The 18,415-nt window shown below is 67.0% G+C and carries 16 protein-coding genes; 6 read left to right on the forward strand and 10 right to left on the reverse strand.

What is annotated here, in order from left to right:
- Positions 1-11: 11 nt before the first annotated feature.
- The 5 genes from IPI67_40735 to IPI67_40755 are packed head-to-tail and all read right to left on the reverse strand — an operon-like array spanning position 12 to position 6,984.
- A complete protein-coding gene (locus tag IPI67_40735) occupies positions 12-3,686 on the reverse strand; it encodes a hypothetical protein (protein MBK7586503.1) in 3,675 nt (1,224 codons plus the stop codon).
- A gap of 10 nt (positions 3,687-3,696) precedes the next feature.
- Positions 3,697-4,410 carry a hypothetical protein gene (locus IPI67_40740; protein MBK7586504.1) on the reverse strand — a complete coding sequence of 238 codons (714 nt, stop codon included), beginning with the start codon at positions 4,408-4,410 and terminating at the stop codon, positions 3,697-3,699.
- Positions 4,410-5,693, reverse strand: a complete 1,284-nt coding sequence (locus tag IPI67_40745) for a prepilin-type N-terminal cleavage/methylation domain-containing protein (GenBank protein MBK7586505.1) — start codon at positions 5,691-5,693, stop codon at positions 4,410-4,412. The genes IPI67_40740 and IPI67_40745 overlap by 1 nt, the downstream gene beginning before the upstream one ends.
- Positions 5,690-6,244, reverse strand: a complete 555-nt coding sequence (locus IPI67_40750) for a hypothetical protein (protein MBK7586506.1) — start codon at positions 6,242-6,244, stop codon at positions 5,690-5,692. The genes IPI67_40745 and IPI67_40750 overlap by 4 nt, the downstream gene beginning before the upstream one ends.
- A gap of 56 nt (positions 6,245-6,300) precedes the next feature.
- Positions 6,301-6,984 (reverse strand): prepilin-type N-terminal cleavage/methylation domain-containing protein, encoded by a 684-nt coding sequence (locus tag IPI67_40755; GenBank protein MBK7586507.1) that lies wholly within the window; start codon positions 6,982-6,984, stop codon positions 6,301-6,303.
- A gap of 350 nt (positions 6,985-7,334) precedes the next feature.
- Here IPI67_40755 and IPI67_40760 point away from each other — a divergent pair, with 350 nt between their 5' ends.
- Positions 7,335-8,297, forward strand: a complete 963-nt coding sequence (locus IPI67_40760; protein ID MBK7586508.1) for a hypothetical protein — start codon at positions 7,335-7,337, stop codon at positions 8,295-8,297.
- Positions 8,298-8,407: 110 nt separating this feature from the next.
- Positions 8,408-9,553 carry an acyl-CoA dehydrogenase family protein gene (locus IPI67_40765; GenBank protein ID MBK7586509.1) on the forward strand — a complete coding sequence of 382 codons (1,146 nt, stop codon included), beginning with the start codon at positions 8,408-8,410 and terminating at the stop codon, positions 9,551-9,553.
- Position 9,554: 1 nt separating this feature from the next.
- Here IPI67_40765 and IPI67_40770 read toward each other — a convergent pair whose 3' ends face one another.
- From IPI67_40770 to IPI67_40780, 3 genes are all read right to left on the reverse strand, one after another.
- Positions 9,555-9,848, reverse strand: a complete 294-nt coding sequence (locus IPI67_40770; GenBank protein MBK7586510.1) for a peptidylprolyl isomerase — start codon at positions 9,846-9,848, stop codon at positions 9,555-9,557.
- A 218-nt stretch (positions 9,849-10,066) separates the two neighbouring features.
- Positions 10,067-10,909 (reverse strand): peptidyl-prolyl cis-trans isomerase, encoded by an 843-nt coding sequence (locus tag IPI67_40775; protein MBK7586511.1) that lies wholly within the window; start codon positions 10,907-10,909, stop codon positions 10,067-10,069.
- 3 nt (positions 10,910-10,912) lie between these two features.
- Positions 10,913-11,752, reverse strand: coding sequence for a MaoC family dehydratase N-terminal domain-containing protein (locus IPI67_40780; protein MBK7586512.1), 840 nt, complete (start codon positions 11,750-11,752; stop codon positions 10,913-10,915).
- Between the two features lie 128 nt (positions 11,753-11,880).
- Between IPI67_40780 and IPI67_40785 the strand changes: the two genes are divergently transcribed.
- On the forward strand, positions 11,881-12,612 hold the full coding sequence (locus tag IPI67_40785; protein ID MBK7586513.1) for a flagellar biosynthetic protein FliR: 732 nt from the start codon (positions 11,881-11,883) through the stop codon (positions 12,610-12,612).
- 254 nt (positions 12,613-12,866) lie between these two features.
- Here IPI67_40785 and IPI67_40790 read toward each other — a convergent pair whose 3' ends face one another.
- Both IPI67_40790 and IPI67_40795 read right to left on the reverse strand, forming a co-directional pair.
- Positions 12,867-13,601: a hypothetical protein gene (locus tag IPI67_40790; GenBank protein ID MBK7586514.1), complete on the reverse strand. Its 735-nt coding sequence runs from the start codon at positions 13,599-13,601 to the stop codon at positions 12,867-12,869.
- Positions 13,598-14,902, reverse strand: coding sequence for a serine/threonine protein kinase (locus IPI67_40795; GenBank protein ID MBK7586515.1), 1,305 nt, complete (start codon positions 14,900-14,902; stop codon positions 13,598-13,600). The genes IPI67_40790 and IPI67_40795 overlap by 4 nt, the downstream gene beginning before the upstream one ends.
- A gap of 92 nt (positions 14,903-14,994) precedes the next feature.
- Between IPI67_40795 and IPI67_40800 the strand changes: the two genes are divergently transcribed.
- The 3 genes from IPI67_40800 to scpB all read left to right on the forward strand — a co-directional run bounded on the left by IPI67_40800 (position 14,995) and on the right by scpB (position 18,391).
- Positions 14,995-15,678 (forward strand): site-2 protease family protein, encoded by a 684-nt coding sequence (locus IPI67_40800; GenBank protein MBK7586516.1) that lies wholly within the window; start codon positions 14,995-14,997, stop codon positions 15,676-15,678.
- Between the two features lie 185 nt (positions 15,679-15,863).
- Positions 15,864-16,850, forward strand: coding sequence for a segregation/condensation protein A (locus tag IPI67_40805; GenBank protein ID MBK7586517.1), 987 nt, complete (start codon positions 15,864-15,866; stop codon positions 16,848-16,850).
- Positions 16,850-18,391, forward strand: coding sequence for an SMC-Scp complex subunit ScpB (scpB, locus tag IPI67_40810; GenBank protein ID MBK7586518.1), 1,542 nt, complete (start codon positions 16,850-16,852; stop codon positions 18,389-18,391). The genes IPI67_40805 and scpB overlap by 1 nt, the downstream gene beginning before the upstream one ends.
- The last annotated feature ends 24 nt before the right edge of the window (positions 18,392-18,415 follow it).

Genomic DNA, 18,415 nt, shown 5'->3' on the forward strand with positions numbered 1-18,415 from the left:
CCGGTTCGAGATCACTCCACCAGCGCAGCCCAGGAATCAATCCGGCTGGTCGAGGGCGGAGTCGGCAGGGTGATCTGGATGCGTTGCGTCTGGGAGTTGTCGCTGGTGTTGCCCGTGCCCGAGGTGTGCATGACGAGCTGGAACTGGCCAGGCGTGACGCTGCTGATGGTCGTGTGGTTTCCGGAGCCGAAGAACGAATCGGTGGCGTTCGGATCTTCCTGAACGCAGGAAGGCAGCTGCGTCACACCGACGCCGAAGATGATGCCCGAGTTGGCCAGGGTGGCCGAGGTGTTGTCCAGGTACTGCACGAGCGTGCCCGAGTCCGGCAGACGCTCCTTGCCGCCGTCGTCCATGTCGTTGACGGTGTTGCCCGGCGTCTTGGGCAGGATGTAGTCCATGCCCCAGACCTTGCTCGTGCCCGAGCCGCAGACCGGACCGTTGCCCGAATCCGGGTTGAAGCTGGTGAAGAACAGCGCGCCGTTGAAGAGCGACATCGGACCCGTGACGCGCTCGCCGTCTTTGAACTCGACCAGCCAGTTGGCGTAGGACTCGTAGGCGGTCTTTCCTGCGTTGGGCCGCTCGAGCAGCGAGAAGACGTAGTTCCTCATGCCGCCCTGCTTGACCAGCAACTCCTGATCACCGCTCGAGACCGCCAGGGTCACGTTACCGAGCAGATCCACGGACAGCACCGGCGCGGTGGCGATGGGCTGGCCGTCCTTCGGACCGTCGTTGGCGTAGAGGTCGAAGAACAGATTCATCTTCCAGTTGTCGGGGTTGGTCGACGCCAGATCCACGCGCCACAGCGTACCGTCGCTATCTCCCACGAAGACCCGGTCCGAGACCGCGCCCGTCGTGCCCGGGAAGGCCACCGGGATGCCGGTGATGGGTGAGTCGATGTCCACCTCGAGCACGCGGTTCTTCGTCTGCAGGGCGCCGGCCTTGTTGGCGTCGGCGCGGAAGCTGCGGATCACCTCGCCGGTGTCGAGGCGCACGACAGTGAGCGCGCGCGCAGCGTGGTTCCACTCGTTGTTGTCCCACTTCCGGACCTTGCTGCGCGGATTGAAGCGCGAGTCCACGTTGGTCGGAGACTGGTTCTTGCGGTTCTGATCGCCGCCTTGCGGCCCGTCGGGATCCTCGCCGCCCGGGAGAATCGCCACCGCGACCTCCTTCGCGCCGCCGCCGTCGTCGTAGAAGATGGTCGTGATCAGCGGCGTCGCACCGCCCCGCCCAAAGAGCGGCTTGCCATCGCTGTACTGGCTGAGCTGCCACAGGAACTTCGGCCCCTTCTTCGGGTCGTTCGGGTTCTGCGGCACCACCGGATCGGTGACGTCGATGGCGAAGTAGCCGCCGAGGTTGCCGCCGAAGCTCTGGACCATGATGGTGCGCCACTGACCATTGCCGGCCTGGGCGTCTGCCTTGCTGCGCTCGAACTTGTACTTGCCGCTGTTCGGCGGGTTCTCCACCGCCACGACGTCCTGGATCACCGGTACGCCGTCGAGCAGCGACTGGTGGGCCGGCGGATACTCACTCTTCACGGCGGGCAAGACGGCCGGCGGCATGAAGGCCCACAGCTCGTTGTTGTCGTCGTTCTCGACCTTGAAGAGGTCGTTCGCCGGGTCACCCGACCGAACCTTGAAGCCGTGCAGGAAGCCGTCGTTGGTGGAGGTGTAGAGGAGCGTGTGGCGCTTGCCGTTCTTGAGCGCGTGGATCTGGTACGACTCGTCGCGCAAGAGCTCGTCTGGCCGGCCGATGACCCGGGGGGTCGAGTGGTAGATGTCGCCGATCAGGCTGCAGCTCTGGGAGCCAGGGGTCTTGCAGCGTGCGTACGACGACGCGGTGTCCGCGCCGGTGAGCCACAGGAGATAGAGGTCGCGGCACTGCGCCGCGTTCAGGTTCTTGCAGGTGTTGTTGTCGATATCGAGCGCTTCGGGGGGCGTGTTGGAGGTCCAGGTGTTGGCGTCGCCCCAGACCGTGGTGCCGCCGTAGAGGCCGACCCCGTCGACGTCGCTGGCGAGGCCCGGCCGAATGCTGCGATCGGAGTGGATCTTGCCGTTGTCCAGGTCACCCGAGACGGTCCAGAACCTGCGCTGCGGTCCCTTGCCGGAGTTCACGTTCCAGACGAAGTCGTCGCCCTTGGTCGAGTCGAGGAGCTGCGGGATCGGATCCACCGTGCCCGTGTTGACGTCGGTGATGCACTCCACCCGCTGCCGCTCCAGGATGCCCTTCCAGAGCCCGAACTGATTCGGCTTGAACGAGCTGTAGAAACGGAAACCCGCCGGGCCCGCGCCCGAGCCGCCACCGGGGACCGAGGCGAACACCGGCAGCGTGCGGCTCGAGGCCGCGACGGCCAGACCGGACAAGATCCCCGACAGGGCGGCGCGCAGCTCGTCCTTGTCGTTGGCGAAGTAGGCGCGCTGGGTGCCGCCGTTGTAGGCGATGCGGTTCAGCACGCAGCAGGCTTGAAGCTGCGACTCACCCGGGAACGACTTGCAGAGCCCGGCGTTGTTCGAAAGGTCGAAGTTCGAGAGGGTCTTGCAGTCCACGTTGGTGTTGTTCGCGAGCGTCACGTTCGAGACAGCAAAGCCGATCACGAAGGTCTCGACCGGGTGTGTCGGGTCGCTCGAGAGTGTGAGTGCCGTCGCCTCGGAGGTCGGATAGGGACACTTGCCACCGTTGGCGGTGTCTTCACACGGCGTCCGGAGATCCATGTTCGGCTCGCCGTCGGAGAGCAGGATGATGACGTTCTTGCGGCAACCGCCGGCGAGATACGGGTCGTCCTTGGGGCCGAACTTCTCGTTCACGTCGAGCGGATCGGTCGAGGCGTCGTTCCAGAGGAACTCCCGGGCGTCGTCCAGCATGCCGGCGATCGGCGTGGCGCCGTAGGGACGGGTGCCGATCAGCACCTGCTGGATGCGGTCGTTCTGCTTCTCGGGTTTGTCGCCGGACTTCCCGAAATTCATCAGGCGGCCCTCCCAGGGCGGGGCGGCGTTGTTGCGAGCGCCGACCTCCATGTCGCTCATGGTGTTACAGCCTGCGGGTTTGCCGGTCGCCTTGCTGAGGAAATAACTCCAGGCGCCCGTCGAGCCCGAGGTGTAGTTCGGGGCGTTGCCGGCGAAGCCCTGGCCGGCGTCGGCGTGGTTGTCGAACGTCATCAGGCCGAAGCGCACGGTCTTGCGGAAGGCGCCATCGTCGAGCAGGCCGTCTTTCTCCTGCTCGAAGTTACAGCTACTGCCGAGGTTGTTGTATTTGCGGGGCTCCAGATCGACCCAGTCCCAGACGTTTGCGGGCAGCGTTCCCGGGCCCGGCGCGCAGTCCTTGTGCATGGGCCGGTGGTACGGGTTCGAATAATACCGGTCCGGCGGATCGGTGCCGTTGAGGGTGTACTGGGTGTTGAAGTTGTTGCTGTTGCGGTCCATCGCCTCGCAGCGATAGTCCTTGACGGTGCCGGTCATCACCTCGACGAGCTCGATCCAGCGGCTCTTCTGACTGACGTTGTTCGTCGTCGGGTCGCACACCGGGAAGCTCGGGTTCGACGACTTGTACTCCATCGATCCGGACGAATCGACGAGCAAGAGCACGTTCGGGGGCGGCGGGTTGACGTCCTTCTGAGCGCTAGCCCGAAGGCTGACCAGTAGCGCACCCAGCGCGAGTGTTGAGCCGATCCATAGCCGAGAAGCCTGCCTCATCGTTCTCTCCTCACCGCGGTACGTTCCTGAGCGTGACGTGCGCACGCAGCGACGTGACGCTGGCGGACGTCGAAAGGGAATTGGCCGCACACCACGGATCATCCGGGGTGACGTCGAAGGGGCGCACCTGCGCGAAAGCCGTGAACGTGAGCTGCACGTCCCGGAAAGTATTGGCGGGGTTGTTGCTGCCGACGGCCGAGCCCGGGGTGGGGGTGCTCTCCGCTGGGTCCGTCATCTCGACCACGAACACGCCTTCCATTGGCGTGATGGCGCCGGTTGCGTCCAGCTGAGGGCCCAGGCTGCCAGCGCCCGTCGTCGACTGATCGGAGAGCACCGTGTTGCCGGAGAAGTGGGCGTCGACCCGGCTGCCAATCTCGTTGTAAAAGAGCTTGTAGCAGGGGAGATAGGTGATGTTGGGGTCGAGCGCGTTGGGGTCGAGCAGTTTGTTGGCGAAGCAGGTGTCCGTGCCGTTCGCGACCTTGTCGATGTAGACACGGGCGGCACCGTCCCCGACCTCGGCAGCAACGGCGCGGCCGGCAAACTCGGCGAGATACGTCGTCTGAGAGGCCTGGCGGTCATAACCCGCCGCCTGATCGACCAGGCTCGCGCTGCGCAGGGCAAAGACCCCCACCGCCGTGAGCAGCGTGATGGCGAGCACCACCACGAACACGGCAGCACCGCGCTCGTCGCGCCGGAATCGTAGTTTTGGATTCTGCGGGCGCATCAGTAGAACACCGCGGTTTGGTTGTGGAGGGCCACGTCGGCCTGGACCGAACGCACCCGCGCGAAGGGCGGGGCGGCGCCGGTGCCGAGGCCGACGCGGAACAGCTGGCCGGGGTTGGGTGGGTTGGCGTCGCGGTCCGGCTCTTGAGAGCGGATCGAGAGACGCAGCCGCACCGCCCGAACGCGCTGGGGGCCGTTGGCCGGGTTGACGATGTCGGTCACCAGATCCCCCGCCCAGTTCGCGACCGCTGGCGACGCCGGGATTTCGAGCAGCGTCTGATCTTTGTTGGCCGGCACGGTGACGGCGACGGTGATGCCGAGCTTGAAATCGACGGCATACTCCGCGACCAGCTCCTCGGTGGTCTGAATGGGAGTACCCGAGGTGTCGAGCTCGACGCGCACCAGGTCGAAGCGAGTGCCCACGTCGTAGGGGTGGGCGCCGGCGACGTAGGCCGGGTCGTAGGCGGCGTTGGCGCCCAGGTTCGACTGGTTCTGGATGTTGCGCAGGTCGTATTTGATGAAGTTCACCACGTTGATGGTGGCGCCGGTCACGTTGCCCTTGAGCCCACAGATGTTGCCGACGCCCTGGCGAAAGCGCAGCGCGGGCACCTGACTCAAGATGACCTGGGGGCCGTTGGCGCTCGCGACGCTCTGCACGGTGGCGTACTGCGTTTCACCGGACTGGTCTTGGATGCGCACGCCTCGCCCCGGCTGGGCGCCGAAGATCGACTCCAGCATCGTCAGCTGATTCGGCGAAGACGGATAACCCATGCGGCCGAGCGGGCCGGTGTTCTGCTGCAAGTGGACGACGTAGGTCGCGCCGACATTGTCGACGTTCCAGATCGGAAAGACCTCCGCCGCCGTGTAGCTGCCCATCAGGGTCAGCTCGTCCGGCGCGAGGCCGTTGTCCGACATGTGCGCGGCGGCGCTCGCGGCCGAGCCCCCCGGGCGGATGCGCAGGGGCGCCAGGCGCTGGAGCAGCACCGGGTAGGTCGTCGAGTCTCCGCACAAGTTCGGATCTTGTCGAATGTTCGGGCTGCTCAGGAAGCCGGCCCGGCCGATGTCGGCCTTCAGGCGCTCGAAGCCGAGCATGGCGCTCATGGTGGCGTCCGCCACCCGCGACTCCCGGGTGTAGAAGCGGCCCGTCTGGCGCGAGATGGCAAACACCGCGAGCGACACGAACAAGCCACCGGTGACGGCGACCATGAGCTCGACGAGGGTGAAACCCCGCCGCCGCCGGCGAAGCGGGGAGGAGCGGACCGAAGAGAGGAGTGAGAGGGTCACGATGCGGTGTTCTGTTTCACGGCGGAGGCCGTGTGCACGAAGTGGTATTTGAGCCCAGCAGCCTCGATGGTGGCGGGCGGGGTGAGCACGGCGCAGGTGGGCTGACCGTTGACGGTGCCGCCCTGGCCATCGCGCAGCCAAAACACGCGGACCTCCGTGCGCAGCAGGCCGTTGCCCGCCGTCGCCGGGTACATCCACGAGAGCCGAACATGCGCGCAGAACACCGCGGTGCCGGCGTTGGCATCGGCCACGGGATTACCGAGCGCATCGAAGGCCGCGCCGAAGTTGCGATTGGCATCGAACGCCGGGCGCAGCCACTGGTTGGCATTGTTGCCGGCCGCTTGGAGCCAGATCGTGTCGTTGAGGTCCGGTGTCGGGATGCCCGGCGACGGGTGGTTCCACGCCGCGGCGTCGACCGCTAGCTGGTCGAGCCAGGCCTGAGCGATGTGGGTGGCGATGGAAAGGTTCTTCGCGTGTTTGTTGGCGCCGACGGTGACCTTCTGCATCGCGATGATGCCGGCGACGCCGATCGCGAAGATGCTGATGGCCATCAGCAGCTCGACGGCGGTGAAACCGCGACGGGTGCGACGGGGGGCGCGTGCGCGGGTCACAGCGTGGTCTCCACGGTCGCGACTCCGAGTCGGGTGTTGCCGTTCGGGAGCACCAGCACCCAGCGCGACGGGCCGTAGGGCTCCAGTGAGGTGGTGTTGACCCGCGTGATCTTGACGCGGGGCACGGTGGTCAGCGCGGCGAAGGGGTTGGCCTGCCCGTAGCGCATGAAGGAGCGGCCCATGGGCGTGAAACACACATCCATCGAGGCCTGGTCGTTGTTCAGCGGATCCTTCACTCGGGTCATGATGCCGTCGAGCTCGGAGCGGCCCTTGATGGTGAGCTGGCCGATGACCTGACTGTCGGGATTGTTGGGCAACCACGTGGTCAGCGTGCAGCTCGAGACCGGCAGCCGATCACAGTTCGGGTTGGCCTGAGCGCTGCGGACGGCTTCTCGGACCTCGAAGCGTCCCTCCTGATCCACCGAGCGGTCGAAGCGGACCATGACCGCCGAGCCGCGACCCATGGCCCGCATGCGAGCGTTGCGGTAGAGGCTCGACAGCTCCTTCGCCACGAACTGCGTGCGGCGGGAGCGCATCTGACCCGTGATGGTCGGAATGGCGATGGCCGCCAGCACACCGACGATGATCACCACCACGACCAGCTCGATGAGGGTGAACCCCCGGCTCCGCCGGCGGGCCGGGGCCGTGACCCAAGAGAGGCCTGATTTCTGAAAACGCACCACCACGAGCCTGTACTGAGCAAGGCCTGTGCCGAGGATCGAGATCTGACCCCCCCGGAATTCCAGGTAATTGTGGGCCGTGATGGATTCCCGAGGCAGTAAGGATTGCAGCGCTATGCAATCGTTTCAGGGCTCGAAGGACTTGCCGGATGCTCAGCGCCGGCCCAGCGGTCACCGGGGAATTGCCTGGGACCGCCCCTCGTTCTAAGTCCGGCCCATGAACGTCCGGCACGCCTTGGCCCTGCTCCCTTTCCTGCTTCCGGCCTGCGACAAGAAGCCGGCAGAGGCCGACAAGGGCGTCGCGCCACCCCCCATCGCGAGTAGCAAACCCGGGACCTGCGCGGCGGGGGGTGGGACGGTTTCCGACAAGGTCTCGGCCGGGTTCTTCGCGCGCGGCTGGGGACTACTGCGTCGATCCAAACGGCGAGACCCGCGCATACGGCGAGAACGCACCCGCCAACGTCGACAAGGTCTGCACCGAGCTGTTCGATGGGGAGTGTGAGGTCTACAAGAGCTTCGGTCTGCGGCGCGTCGTCACGCTGCGCTACGTCGACGGCAAAGGCTCACCCGGCGCCGTCAACGTGAACCTGTCGCAGTTCGCGAGCAAGGAAGGCGCGTACGCGTTCTTCACCAAGCGTGTGGTGGCTGACTCCGACCCGGTGGAGTCGGCGCCGGCCAAGCTCGAGGCCGGCGGCGCCGCCGCTGCGGGGACCGGCATCGCCTACGTGTGGCGGGGTGAGCACGTGGTCGAGCTTTCGTACACCAACGAGGTCGAGGCGCCGGACCAGTTGAAGGAGAGCGCGGCGAAGGCAATCCCGCCGATCGCGAAGGCCATCGGAGAGAAACTCAGCGGCGACAAGGAGCCACCCAAGGCCGTGGCGGCGTTGCCCTCGGACAATCGCATCCCGATGGGGGTCAACTTCACCACCACGGATGCCCTCGGCATCGCGGGCGTCGGTGCGGGTGCAGTCGGCTTCTACAAGGACGGCAGCAAGCGCTGGCGTGTGCTGTCGGTGGCGCGTGCGGACGAAGACGCCGCGAAGGACGTGCTGAAGACGCTGAAGAAGGCCGACGGATCCAAGGCGCTGAAGGGTGTGACCTTCGACGGCCTGTCGATGGAGCGGCGCGACGACGACACCAGCCCGAAGATCGGCTGGGTGGTCGGGCGTAAGGGGGACCAGGTCTTTGGTATCGGCGACGAAGAGTATGCGCTCAGCGCGGGCATGGCCGCGCCCGAAGCCCAGAAAGTCAGCCTGAGCGAGGCCGAAAAGCTGGAGCGATTGAAGAAGCTGTTGGACGTTCCGGCGAAGTGAAGCCGGCGACTCCAGCCTTCCGAGCCAGCGTCTGTGGGCGTGGTGAAGCGCGGCTGAATCGTGCTAGCTAGGAGCCCTGCGCGGCCCCTGTCCCGCGCGCTGAGAGGCCCGTGGACTTCGAGCTATCCGAGCAGCATCAACTCCTTCGCGCATCCGTGCGTGAGTTCTGTGAGCGCGAGGTTCGACCCCACGCAAAACAGTGGGACGAAGAGGAGCGCTTTCCTCACGAGATCGTCCCCAAGCTGGCGGACCTCGGCCTGCTCGGCATTCGCATCCCCGAAGAGTACGGCGGCGCAGCGATGGACACTCTGTCGTACGCCCTGTGTGTCGAAGAGTGTGCGCGAGTCGACGGCTCGCTGGCGCTGACCGTCGCAAGTCACAACGGGCTCGGCACCAGCCACATCCTCAGCTTCGGCAACGAACAGCAGAAGCAGAAGTACCTGCCCAAGGCGGCCAGCGGTGAGTGGCTCGCTGCGTGGGCGCTGACCGAGCCGGGCTCCGGCTCCGACAGCGCCGGGATGAAGACCGCAGCAGTGCGCGACGGCGAGGACTGGGTGCTCAATGGCACGAAGATGTTCATCACCCAGGGCTCCGTGGGCGGGTTCTGCGTGGTGCTGGCCATCACCAACCGCGACGTGCCCGCTCAGCGCGGCATCACGGCGTTCGTCGTCGACCGCGGCACGCCGGGTTTTTCTGCCAGCAAGAAGCTGGAGAAGTACGGCTGCCGCTCGAGTGACACCGTCGAGCTGACGTTCGAGAACGTGCGCCTGCCGGACAGCCATCGGGTCGGCAACGTCGATCAGGGCTTCTACGACACGATGAAGATCCTCGACCGCGGGCGGATCAGCATCGCGGCCATGGCGCTCGGTCTGGGACGGGGGGCCGTCAGCATGGCGGTGGCGTACGCCAAGGAGCGGCGCGCCTTCGGCAAAGCCATCGCCGAGTTCCAGGCGATCCAGTGGAAGCTGGCGGACGCCGCCACCGAGCTCGACGCGGCAGAGCTGTTGATCCGCCGTGCGGCCTGGCTGTGTGACCTGGGACAGCCCTACAGTCGCGAGGCGGCGATGGCGAAGCTTTGGGCGAGCGAAGCGGCGACGCGGGCCTGCAACGACGCGCTGCAGATCCACGGCGGCTACGGCTACACCCGCGAGTTCGACGTCGAGCGTCACCTGCGGGACGTGAAGATCTGCGAGATTGGCGAGGGCACCAGCGAGGTTCAGCGCATGGTGATCGCCAAACACCTGCTCAGGGCGTGAGTCACTCGGTCCGTTGAATCACGTGGAAGCCGAAGGGGCTCTCGATCACGTCCGAGATCTGACCCGGCTCGAGGGCGAACGCTGCCTTCTCGAACTCCTTGACCATCACGCCGCGCGGGAAACGACCCAGGGTGCCACCGCGGGTCTTCGCGCCGGGTTCGTCGGAGTACTCGCCGACCAACTTCACGAAGTCTTCCCCCGCGCGCGCGCGCTTGAGCGCCTCCTCCGCGCGCGCTTTCGCCTCTTCCTTGCTGCGCGTGATCGTCTCCGGGGCGCGCATGCCAGCGCGATGCATGACCAGGATGTGGCGAGCGGCGATGGTCTCTGGGCGCGCGGCGGTGGTGCCTTCGGCCTCTTCGCCCGACTCCGAGGGCGGAGTGGCCGGTGCTTCGCCGAGCGGCGGCCAGATCGGCTGAGCCGCGCCGCGTGGTGGCTCACTCGGCCCCTCGTAGGTCGTCAGCGCGCACGCGCTGAGCGCGAGCGCGGCCGAGAGCAACGGTAGGTAGCGCACCCTCACTCCGTGCGCTTGATCACGTGGAAGCCGAAGCCGGTCTCCACGATGCCGGAGAGCTCCCCGACCTTGAGCCCGAACGCCGCGTCGGAGAACTCTTTCACCATCATCTGGCGAGAGAACTTGCCGAGCTGTCCCTTGCGCTGGGCAGCACCGGGTTCGTCCGAATACTCACCCACCAGGGCGTCGAAGTTGCCGCCGCTCTTGGCCTTCTTCAGCGCCTCTTCCGCGCGGGCTTTGGCTTGTTCTTTGGTGCGTTCGACGGTCGGAGCCGCGCGCATCGAACCTTTGTACTGGACCAGCAGGTGCTGCGCGGAGATCTGGTCCGGAGTGGTTGCCTCGGCGCTCGAGATCGGGGCCTCGGCCGCCGTCGCCTGTTTCGAGCCCTTCGAAAATACGCCGGTCGCGCCCAGCACACCGACGCCGATGAGGCCGATCATCACCGCCCAGGGGAGCCAGTTGGGCAGGCCGTCGTCCGGTAGCGGCTCTGACTTCTTGGGCTGGCGGGTCGAGGGACGCGCGCGGTCCGATGGGCGCGCGGACTTCTTCGCTGGGCCCTGGGCCGACCGCTTCGAGCGCGGTGGCGGTGGAGGCGGCTCGTCCTCGTCCTCGTCGTCGTCGTCGTCGTCGTCCTCGTCCTCGTCGTCGTCGTCGTCGTCCGACGTGGGTTGAGCCGCTTTCTTGGGAGCGACAGCCGGCTCGTCGTCGTCGTCGTCGTCGTCGTCGTCGTCGTCGTCCTCTTCGGGCTCGGGCTCGGGTTTGCCACCCTTCTTGGCCCACGGGGGTTCCGAGGTCTCAAGCGGTTTCTTCTTCTCGTCGCTGTCTTTTTTGTCGCTCTTAGCCATTGCTCAACCGATCTCTGCCCATGCGTTCGTGATCACTGCGTCGTCACGGCCTCCCGCGAACACCGTCAGCGCGAGCTTGCCGGCGTCGAGGGCCACCGCTTCGGTGCGGATGGCCTCACCGGGCCAAACTGGCTTGCGGAACTGCGCGGTGAAGCGCTTGAGTTTTCCGGCGTCGCCTCCGCAGGCGTTCTTCACGATGGCGCGGCAGGCGTAGCCGTACGTGCAGAGCCCGTGAAGGATTGGCCCCTGCGGGAAACCCACCATCGTGGCGAACTCGGGATCCGCGTGCAGCGGGTTCAGATCCCCCGAGAGGCGATAGAGCAGTGCCTGCTCCGGCGCCGTTTGTTCTTCGAAGATCCAGGTGCGGGGCGCGTCCTTGGGAGCGCTCGGAACTTCTTCGCGCGGTGGCGGTGGGCCGCCGAAGCTTCCGGCTCCGCGGTAGAGGATCGACCACTCGGTGTCGAAGCACGCTTCGCCGTTGACCTCGGTGCTGGTCTTCACGGTGACCGCCGCCATCTTCTTCATGTCGTAGATGCCGGTGATGGTCGCGATGGTCTTCATCGTGCCTTCGGACGGGATCGGGCGGCGCATGCTCACCGTCTGTCCGCCGTGCACGACCATCGCCAGGTTGCCCTGGGTCTTCACCAGCGCGTCACCCAGCGCGGCGTAGGCGGGAACGACGGCGAAGGTCGGGTACACCTTCGGGCCCTTGGACTCGTACAGGTAGTCGAGCTCGTCACGTTTTGCGCCGATCCCGAGGGCGTAGAGCACGACGGTCTTCCAGTCGTACGCGAACTCGTAAGCGGGGGTCGTGTAGCCGACGGTGGACGTGTCGAGACTCATCGCATCCTCTCCTCTGGCCTTGGGCCGCGAACCGTTACCGGCCCCCACGCCTCGCGTCAACGACGGCAAAGCCAAAAGGGGCGCGTCGGCCGTTGCGCCCGGCCCCGCATCGAAGAATGCTCGCCGCCGTGACGGGTCTGGTCGGCGAGGTCGCAGCGGCGCTCGACAAGAGCGGGGTCGATCTATCGCGCCTGGGGCTGGCCTGGGCGCGGGTGGCCCCCAGCGTTGCACTGGTGCCGGCCTTCGGGCTCCGGGCCTTTCCGGGGCCGGCGCGGGTCGTGCTGGCGCTGGCGCTCGCAGCTTCCGTGGCGCCCGGGCTGCCGGTGGTCGGACCGAACGGAGTCGCCTGGCCGGTCGCTCTCTTGGTCGAAGTTGCCAAGGGCCTCCCGATCGCGGTGACGGCGTCCGTCGCGCTCTGGGTCGCCAGCATGACTGGCGGCGCCATCGATGATCTACGCGGTGCTCGAGAGACCTCGTCCCTGCCTACGGTCGAGGCCGGTGCAACGCCACTCGGCGCGCTGTTCGGGCTCTTGACGTCCATCTTGTTCCTGGAGAGCGGTGGACCCGGCCGCATCGTGCAGGCGCTCTCGCGCCCGGACATCGAGGTCGGCGCATCGCTCTTTCATGCGACGCAGAGTCTGGTGGGTGGCATCGAGCTGGCGCTCGCGATTGCGGCGCCGATCCTGGTGGCGTCGGTCGTGATCGAGGTTGCGGGCTCGCTGGTCGCTCGGGCGGCGAGCCCGGCGTTCATCGGCCCGCTCCTGGCACCGGTGCGCTCGCTGGGCTTGCTCGCGGTCACCGCCGTCGTGCTCGAACGCATGCTCGAGCTGCTGGCGATCTTGGCCGCAAGACCCGTGTGAGAATCGAAGCGAGAGGCGTTGGCCTTCACAGCGAGAGGCGGAGGAAGAGCCGGAGGAATTCACAGGAAGGCGGGAGGACGGAAATTAGAGGGACTCAGAGGTGGCAGAACGATCGAATGCACGCTCTGCTGAATGCAAATCCTCCGCCCTTCCGCCTTCCTGTGAAATCTCTGCGTCTTCGATCTTCGCAGTCAGCTCAGAACGCCGACGCGCGACACGCCTCGGAGAAGTTGGCGTTGGCCGTCTTCCAAGGATCAGAGCGGGACGCGATACGCGATGTTGATGCCGAAGCTCAGCAGGTTGTTCTGTCCACGCAGCGAGGCTTCGTCGCCAAACGGCGAGCGCGCGGGCTTTTCCGGTAAGAACCAGCTGCCGTAGCGCAGTGCCGCGCCCGTGGACCAGTTGGTGCTCAAGCGATACGCCGCGCCCACGGCCAGACCGACGGTGTAACCCTCGGTGCGGATCGTGACCCCCCGGGGGCCGACCAGCGCTTTGTCGGTACTGCCTCGGTTCGATGCAAAACGATCACTCACGACCACCAGCCCGCTCGTGAGGCCGAGCCAGCCCTCGAACGTGGGCCCGGAGAAGGCGTAGTAACGCGCCGTCCCTTCGACCGTGAAATAGCGACGTGTGTGGTCCCGCGACACGCCGGGAGGATCTTCCCGCGGCGCGTCCGTGGTCGGCGTGAGCCCGAGCAGCAGTCCCGCGCCCAAGGTGAACGAGCGTGTCGCGCGAAACAACTGCCAGGCTTCGAGCCCGAGGCTCGAGTCCCCCTGGCTGCAGCCCGCGATGCTCGGCTCGACGCAGACTTGTGCACCCGGCAAGAGCAACCAGCCGAGGCCGAACTCCGCCATGCCGGTCAGACGGTCGTGGTCGAGCGTGCCACCGGGGTGGGGCTGGCCGCCTTCGTGCGCAGGGGCGGGGCGAGTCGCGAGCGAGCCCACCGTCAGCGTGGACGCGGCAAGCAGGAGAGCGGCGCGCAGCTTCACAACCAGCGCCCTCCGAGGGCGAGGAGTGCAACAGCGACACCCAGCGCACACACCACCAGCAGCCACTTCACGGGTGAAACACTCGCCCCGGGAATGGCGAGCCGAGGCTCGACCGCATCGTCGTCCGGCTCGGCAGGCCTGAGCGCCGACTCCGAAACGACCGCCGACGGAGCTTCAGCCGGCGGCTCGCCGGAGCCGACCGCATCTGCCCCGACCGGCAACACCTTGGTCTGTTCGATGCTCCGGAGTGAGAGCGCGCGACCTGCGCCGCCGAGCAACGTGGAGCGCATCACCAGGTCGTCCGGCGAGAGCCCGCTCTCGCTTGCAGCAAGGACCAGCTCGCGGCCCAGTGCCCGGGCGTCGCGCGCGCGGTCGCTTGGGTTTTTTGCCAGGTTCTTCCCGATGACCCGGGCGAGTGGCTCCGGCACGTAGCTGGCGCGGGGCACACTGCGCACGTCGGGCGGGGGCTCCTTCGTGTGTTTGATCAAGATCGCAACGGGGCTGTCGTCCTCGAAGGGAGTCCGCCCGGCGAGGCACTCGAACAAGAGCACGGCCAGCGAGTACACGTCGCTCTCGGGAGTGACCGTCTTGCCTTGCGCGCCTTCGGGTGAGACGTAGCGCGCGGTGCCGAAGATGGCGCCGGCCTGGGTTGCGATGGACGTGTCGGAACGCTCGATGCGCGCCACGCCGAAGTCGAGCACCTTGACGAAATCCGGGTCCTCCCCGCGCTTCACCAGCATCACGTTCTCCGGCTTGATGTCGCGGTGCACGATGCCCTGGGCGTGGGCCTCGCCGGTGGCGTCCGACGCTTGCAAGACCACGTGCAGCGCACGCGGCAGCGGCATTGCACCGCCGGACGCGGCCAGGGCGGACCGGAGTGAGATCCCGTCCAGGTGCTCCATGACGAGGTACGCCTCGCCCCCGACCTCCGCGTTCACGGGCGGCAGTCGCCCGGTGGTCAGCATCTGCACCACGTTGGGGTGGGCGAGGCGGCTGGCGATCCGGGCCTCACGCTCGAAGCGCGCGACCACACTCGGGCTGTCGAGCAGATCGCGGTGCAGGATCTTGATCGCGACGTCCCGCGCAACCCCTAGCTGGTGGGCACGATAGACTCTGCCCATCGCTCCAATTCCGATCAGCTGTTCGATCCTGAGATCGTCGCCGATCGTGAGCCCCAGGTAAGCGTCCTCGCCCACCTTCAGCTTCTTTGCGCCGAGCGGCGTGCCATCGCTCGGGCAGAAGATGACTCCGCCGTCGTAGCGCGCGCCGCAGCGGGAGCAGACCCGGTCGGGCTCGGCCATCTCCCGGAAGGTAGCACGGCAGCGGCCGAATTCGTCGGCCCGGCACGGCCGGATTTTTCTACCGGCAGACGGGCTGTTATACCGCGGCGCTCGTGCTGTCCCCGGATCTCTTCCGCAACATCGTGCTGAACCTGGTGCCCATGGTGCTGTCGCTCAGCGTCCACGAGTATTCCCACGCCCTCGTAGCGGACAAGCTGGGAGACGACACACCGCGCAGACAGGGCCGTCTGACCCTCTCCCCGCTCGAGCACTACGATGTGTTTGGCACGATCGTCGTCCCGGTCGCCGCGGTGATCTTTGGTGGGTTTTCCTTCATCGGCTGGGCGCGGCCGGTCCAGGTCTCACCCACGGCGTTCTCTCGCAGGGTCTCCATGCGCACGGGCATGGCCTTGGTTGCGATCGCCGGCCCGCTCTCGAACCTGCTCCTGGCGACGGTCTCGGTGGCGTTGCTCGCGCTGATCTTGCGGGTGAAACCCGAGATGGCGTTTGCGCAGGACGGCCGGGGCGCCTTGGTGTATCTGCTGCGCGCGATGTACGTGTTGAACGTCGGCCTTTTCGTCTTCAACCTGCTGCCGATCCCACCGCTGGATGGCAGCAGGCTGCTGCCGCGTCGCTTCGACTCCGTGCTGGAGTCCATCGCGCCGATGTCGATCATGGTGCTGCTCTTGGTCCTGTACAGCGACACCCTGCGCAGTGTGCTGCTCGAGCGTCCGGTCCGCTTCGTCGGCGGCGGGCTCGAGTCGCTGTTCGGTCTCAGTGTGAGGAGCCTCTCGTGAGCGGCGCGGACGACCCGCGGCCCGAGGCGGAGTCACCGCTGGCCGTCGCGGGCGACGCGGCTCGCCAGCTGGCCGAAGAGCTCGCGGCCGAGCGCGGCGCCCACGCCTACCGGGTTCGGCTCGAGAACTTCGAGGGGCCGCTCGACCTGCTCTTGCACCTGATCCAGCAGCACGAGCTGGATGTGATGAACATCCCCATCGCGTTCGTCACGGAGAAGTACGTCGAATACATCATGTTGATGCAGGAGCTGAACATCGACATTGCCAGCGAGTACCTGGTGATGGCGGCGACGCTCACCCACATCAAGAGCAAGATGCTCTTGCCGCCTGACCCGAATCAGGTCGACGACGAGACCGAGGAGCCGGAGGAAGATCCCCGCCTGGAGCTCGTGCGCCGACTGCTCGAGTATCAGAAGTACAAACTGGTCGCGGATCAGCTGGCGGCTCGCAGCATCTACGGTCGTGACGTGTTCGGTCGAGGGCTTGCGGCTCCGGAGTCGGAGAGCCAGGCGCCGCTCGCGCCCATCAGCCTGTTCAAGCTGCTGGACTCGTTTCAGGCGGTGCTCAAGCGGGCCCACACCCAGATCGACCACGAGATCCAGCTCGATCGGCTCAGCATCAGCGACCGCATCAATCAGCTGGCGGACCTGCTGCGTGAGCGCGCGACGCTGGCCTTCGAAGATCTGTTCGAGGGTCAGAGGACCCGAGCCGAGCTGGTCGTCACCTTCCTGGCACTGCTCGAGATGACCCGGCTGCGCATGACCCGGCTGCTCCAGAGCGACGCGCTTGCTCCGATCTTCGTCGAGCTGGCGGTGCGGGAAGACGAGGCCATGGCGCTGGCCGAGGCGGCGACCCTGAGTCTGGGCGGCGGGGGTTCGATGCCGCCGCTGGCGGGCGATGCCGCCGCGGAGGCCAGCGGCGAAGCGAACGCGGACGAGAGTGGCGAAGCGGGCGCAGATGCGAGCGGGGAAGCGGACGCGGATCCGAACGACGAAGCGGGCGGGGACGTGGGTGGCGAAGCGGGCGCGGAGTCGGGCCCTGACGTGACCACGGAACCAGCCGGCGAGACGACCCTGAACGAGAGCGCTGAGGCAGCCCCCGACCTGAGCGACGGCGGCGACGAACCGCAGCCTGAAGTTCCCGACGAAGAAGAGCGAGAGGACAGCGATTGATGGCGAGCAAGAACACGGCGAAGGCGCTCAAGCGCGTCGGCGCGAAGGCTGCCCGCGCGAAGGCCGCGCAGCCGGCCAAAGGCAAGCGTGCGAACGGCGCCAAGCACAAGCCCGCCCCCAAACGGCCCCGAGTGACCAGGAAAGCGAGCGCTCCGGTCGAGGAGCCGAGCCCCGAGAGCGGCGAGAGCAGGCGGGCGAAGTCCAAGGCGTCCGGGCGATCGCAGCCCGCGCTGGCCAAGGCCAAGCGACGCGCTGCCGCTCCACCCGTGAAGGTCGTAGAAGCCGAGGCGCCGGAGACCGTTCCGGCCGAGCTCGAGCTCGACGAGGCGGTGGAGGCGCCGGTTGCCGAAGAACCGGTCGAGCCAACCCCTGCGCTGGCCGCGGATCTCGACGCACCGACGGTCGACGAGGCGGGCGTGGAAGACACCCGCGCCTTCCTGAAAGGGCTGCTCGAGGCGCTGATCTTCGTGAGTGATCGCCCGCTCACGGTCAAAGAGCTCGCGCGCGCGGCAAAGATTGACAAGAAGCGAACCGAGGAGCTGGTGGCCGAGCTGACCACCGAGAATCAGCTGCGCGGCGTGCGCATCGAGGAGGTCGCCGGCGGGCTCGTGCTGCGTTCGAACCCCACGTACGCTACCTACGTTCGCAACTTCATCGCGATGCGCCCGGTCCGGCTGTCCCGCGCGCAGCTCGAGACCCTATCCATCATCGCGTACCGGCAACCGCTGACTCGTCCCGAGGTCGACGACATTCGAGGGGTCGACTCCGGCCCGGTGCTCAAGGGTCTGCTCGAGCGTGATCTGGTGAAGATCTTGGGGAAGAAGGACGAGCCGGGGCGGCCGATGCTGTACGGCACCACGCCCACGTTCCTCGAGCTCTTCAGCATGCAGTCGCTGCGCGATCTGCCGACGTTGAAGGAGTTCACGGAGCTGAACGAGGAGTCGCGCTCGGTCTTCGAGCGGGAAATCGGGGAGGACGCGCCCGACGGGCCGATCGATCTCGGGTTCCGGGGCGACGACGACGAGAGCGTCGAGGCTGCGACGGCGGGCGAGCCGGGCGGCGGCGAGGCGGGCGGGCCCGCGGCGGTTGATTCGCCTGGCGAGGGCGACGCCGGGGGTGATGCTGCGGAACCAGCGAGCACCGATGACGAGGGTGACGACGAGCGCGGAACCGGCGACGGCGGCGACGATGCTGGCGACGACGACGACGACGACGCCGACGCCGACGATGACGACGACGACGACGACGACGACGATGACGACGACGATGACGACGATGACGATGACGACGATGACGACGATGACGATGACGACGATGACGACGATGACGATGACGACGATGACGCCGCCGCCGCCGCGGCGCCCGTGAAAGGCGACGAAGCCGAGGAGGGGGAGGCTTCGGGCGGAGCCGCCGCCGCCGACGACGATGATGACGACGACGACGACGACGATGACGACGACGACGACGATGACGACGACGACGACGATGACGACGCGCGGGAGCGCGTTGGCTCACGCTGGGCGCGCCATTCCTGGGAATAGCGCGGGTGCGCGGCGGCTCATGCT

The organism is Myxococcales bacterium (assembly GCA_016706225.1).
Classification (GTDB): domain Bacteria; phylum Myxococcota_A; class Polyangia; order Polyangiales; family Polyangiaceae; genus JADJKB01.

Excerpts from the sequence above, each read along its gene's own strand:
- IPI67_40735 (MBK7586503.1), bottom strand. The coding sequence starts at position 3,686 with ATGAGGCAGGCTTCTCGGCTATGGATCGGCTCAACACTCGCGCTGGGT.
- IPI67_40805 (MBK7586517.1), top strand. The coding sequence starts at position 15,864 with ATGAACATCCCCATCGCGTTCGTCACGGAGAAGTACGTCGAATACATC.
- IPI67_40780 (MBK7586512.1), bottom strand. The coding sequence starts at position 11,752 with ATGAGTCTCGACACGTCCACCGTCGGCTACACGACCCCCGCTTACGAG.
- IPI67_40740 (MBK7586504.1), bottom strand. The coding sequence starts at position 4,410 with ATGCGCCCGCAGAATCCAAAACTACGATTCCGGCGCGACGAGCGCGGT.
- IPI67_40750 (MBK7586506.1), bottom strand. The coding sequence starts at position 6,244 with ATGGCCATCAGCATCTTCGCGATCGGCGTCGCCGGCATCATCGCGATG.
- IPI67_40770 (MBK7586510.1), bottom strand. The coding sequence starts at position 9,848 with ATGCATCGCGCTGGCATGCGCGCCCCGGAGACGATCACGCGCAGCAAG.
- IPI67_40795 (MBK7586515.1), bottom strand. The coding sequence starts at position 14,902 with ATGGCCGAGCCCGACCGGGTCTGCTCCCGCTGCGGCGCGCGCTACGAC.
- IPI67_40775 (MBK7586511.1), bottom strand. The coding sequence starts at position 10,909 with ATGGCTAAGAGCGACAAAAAAGACAGCGACGAGAAGAAGAAACCGCTT.
- scpB (MBK7586518.1), top strand. The coding sequence starts at position 16,850 with ATGGCGAGCAAGAACACGGCGAAGGCGCTCAAGCGCGTCGGCGCGAAG.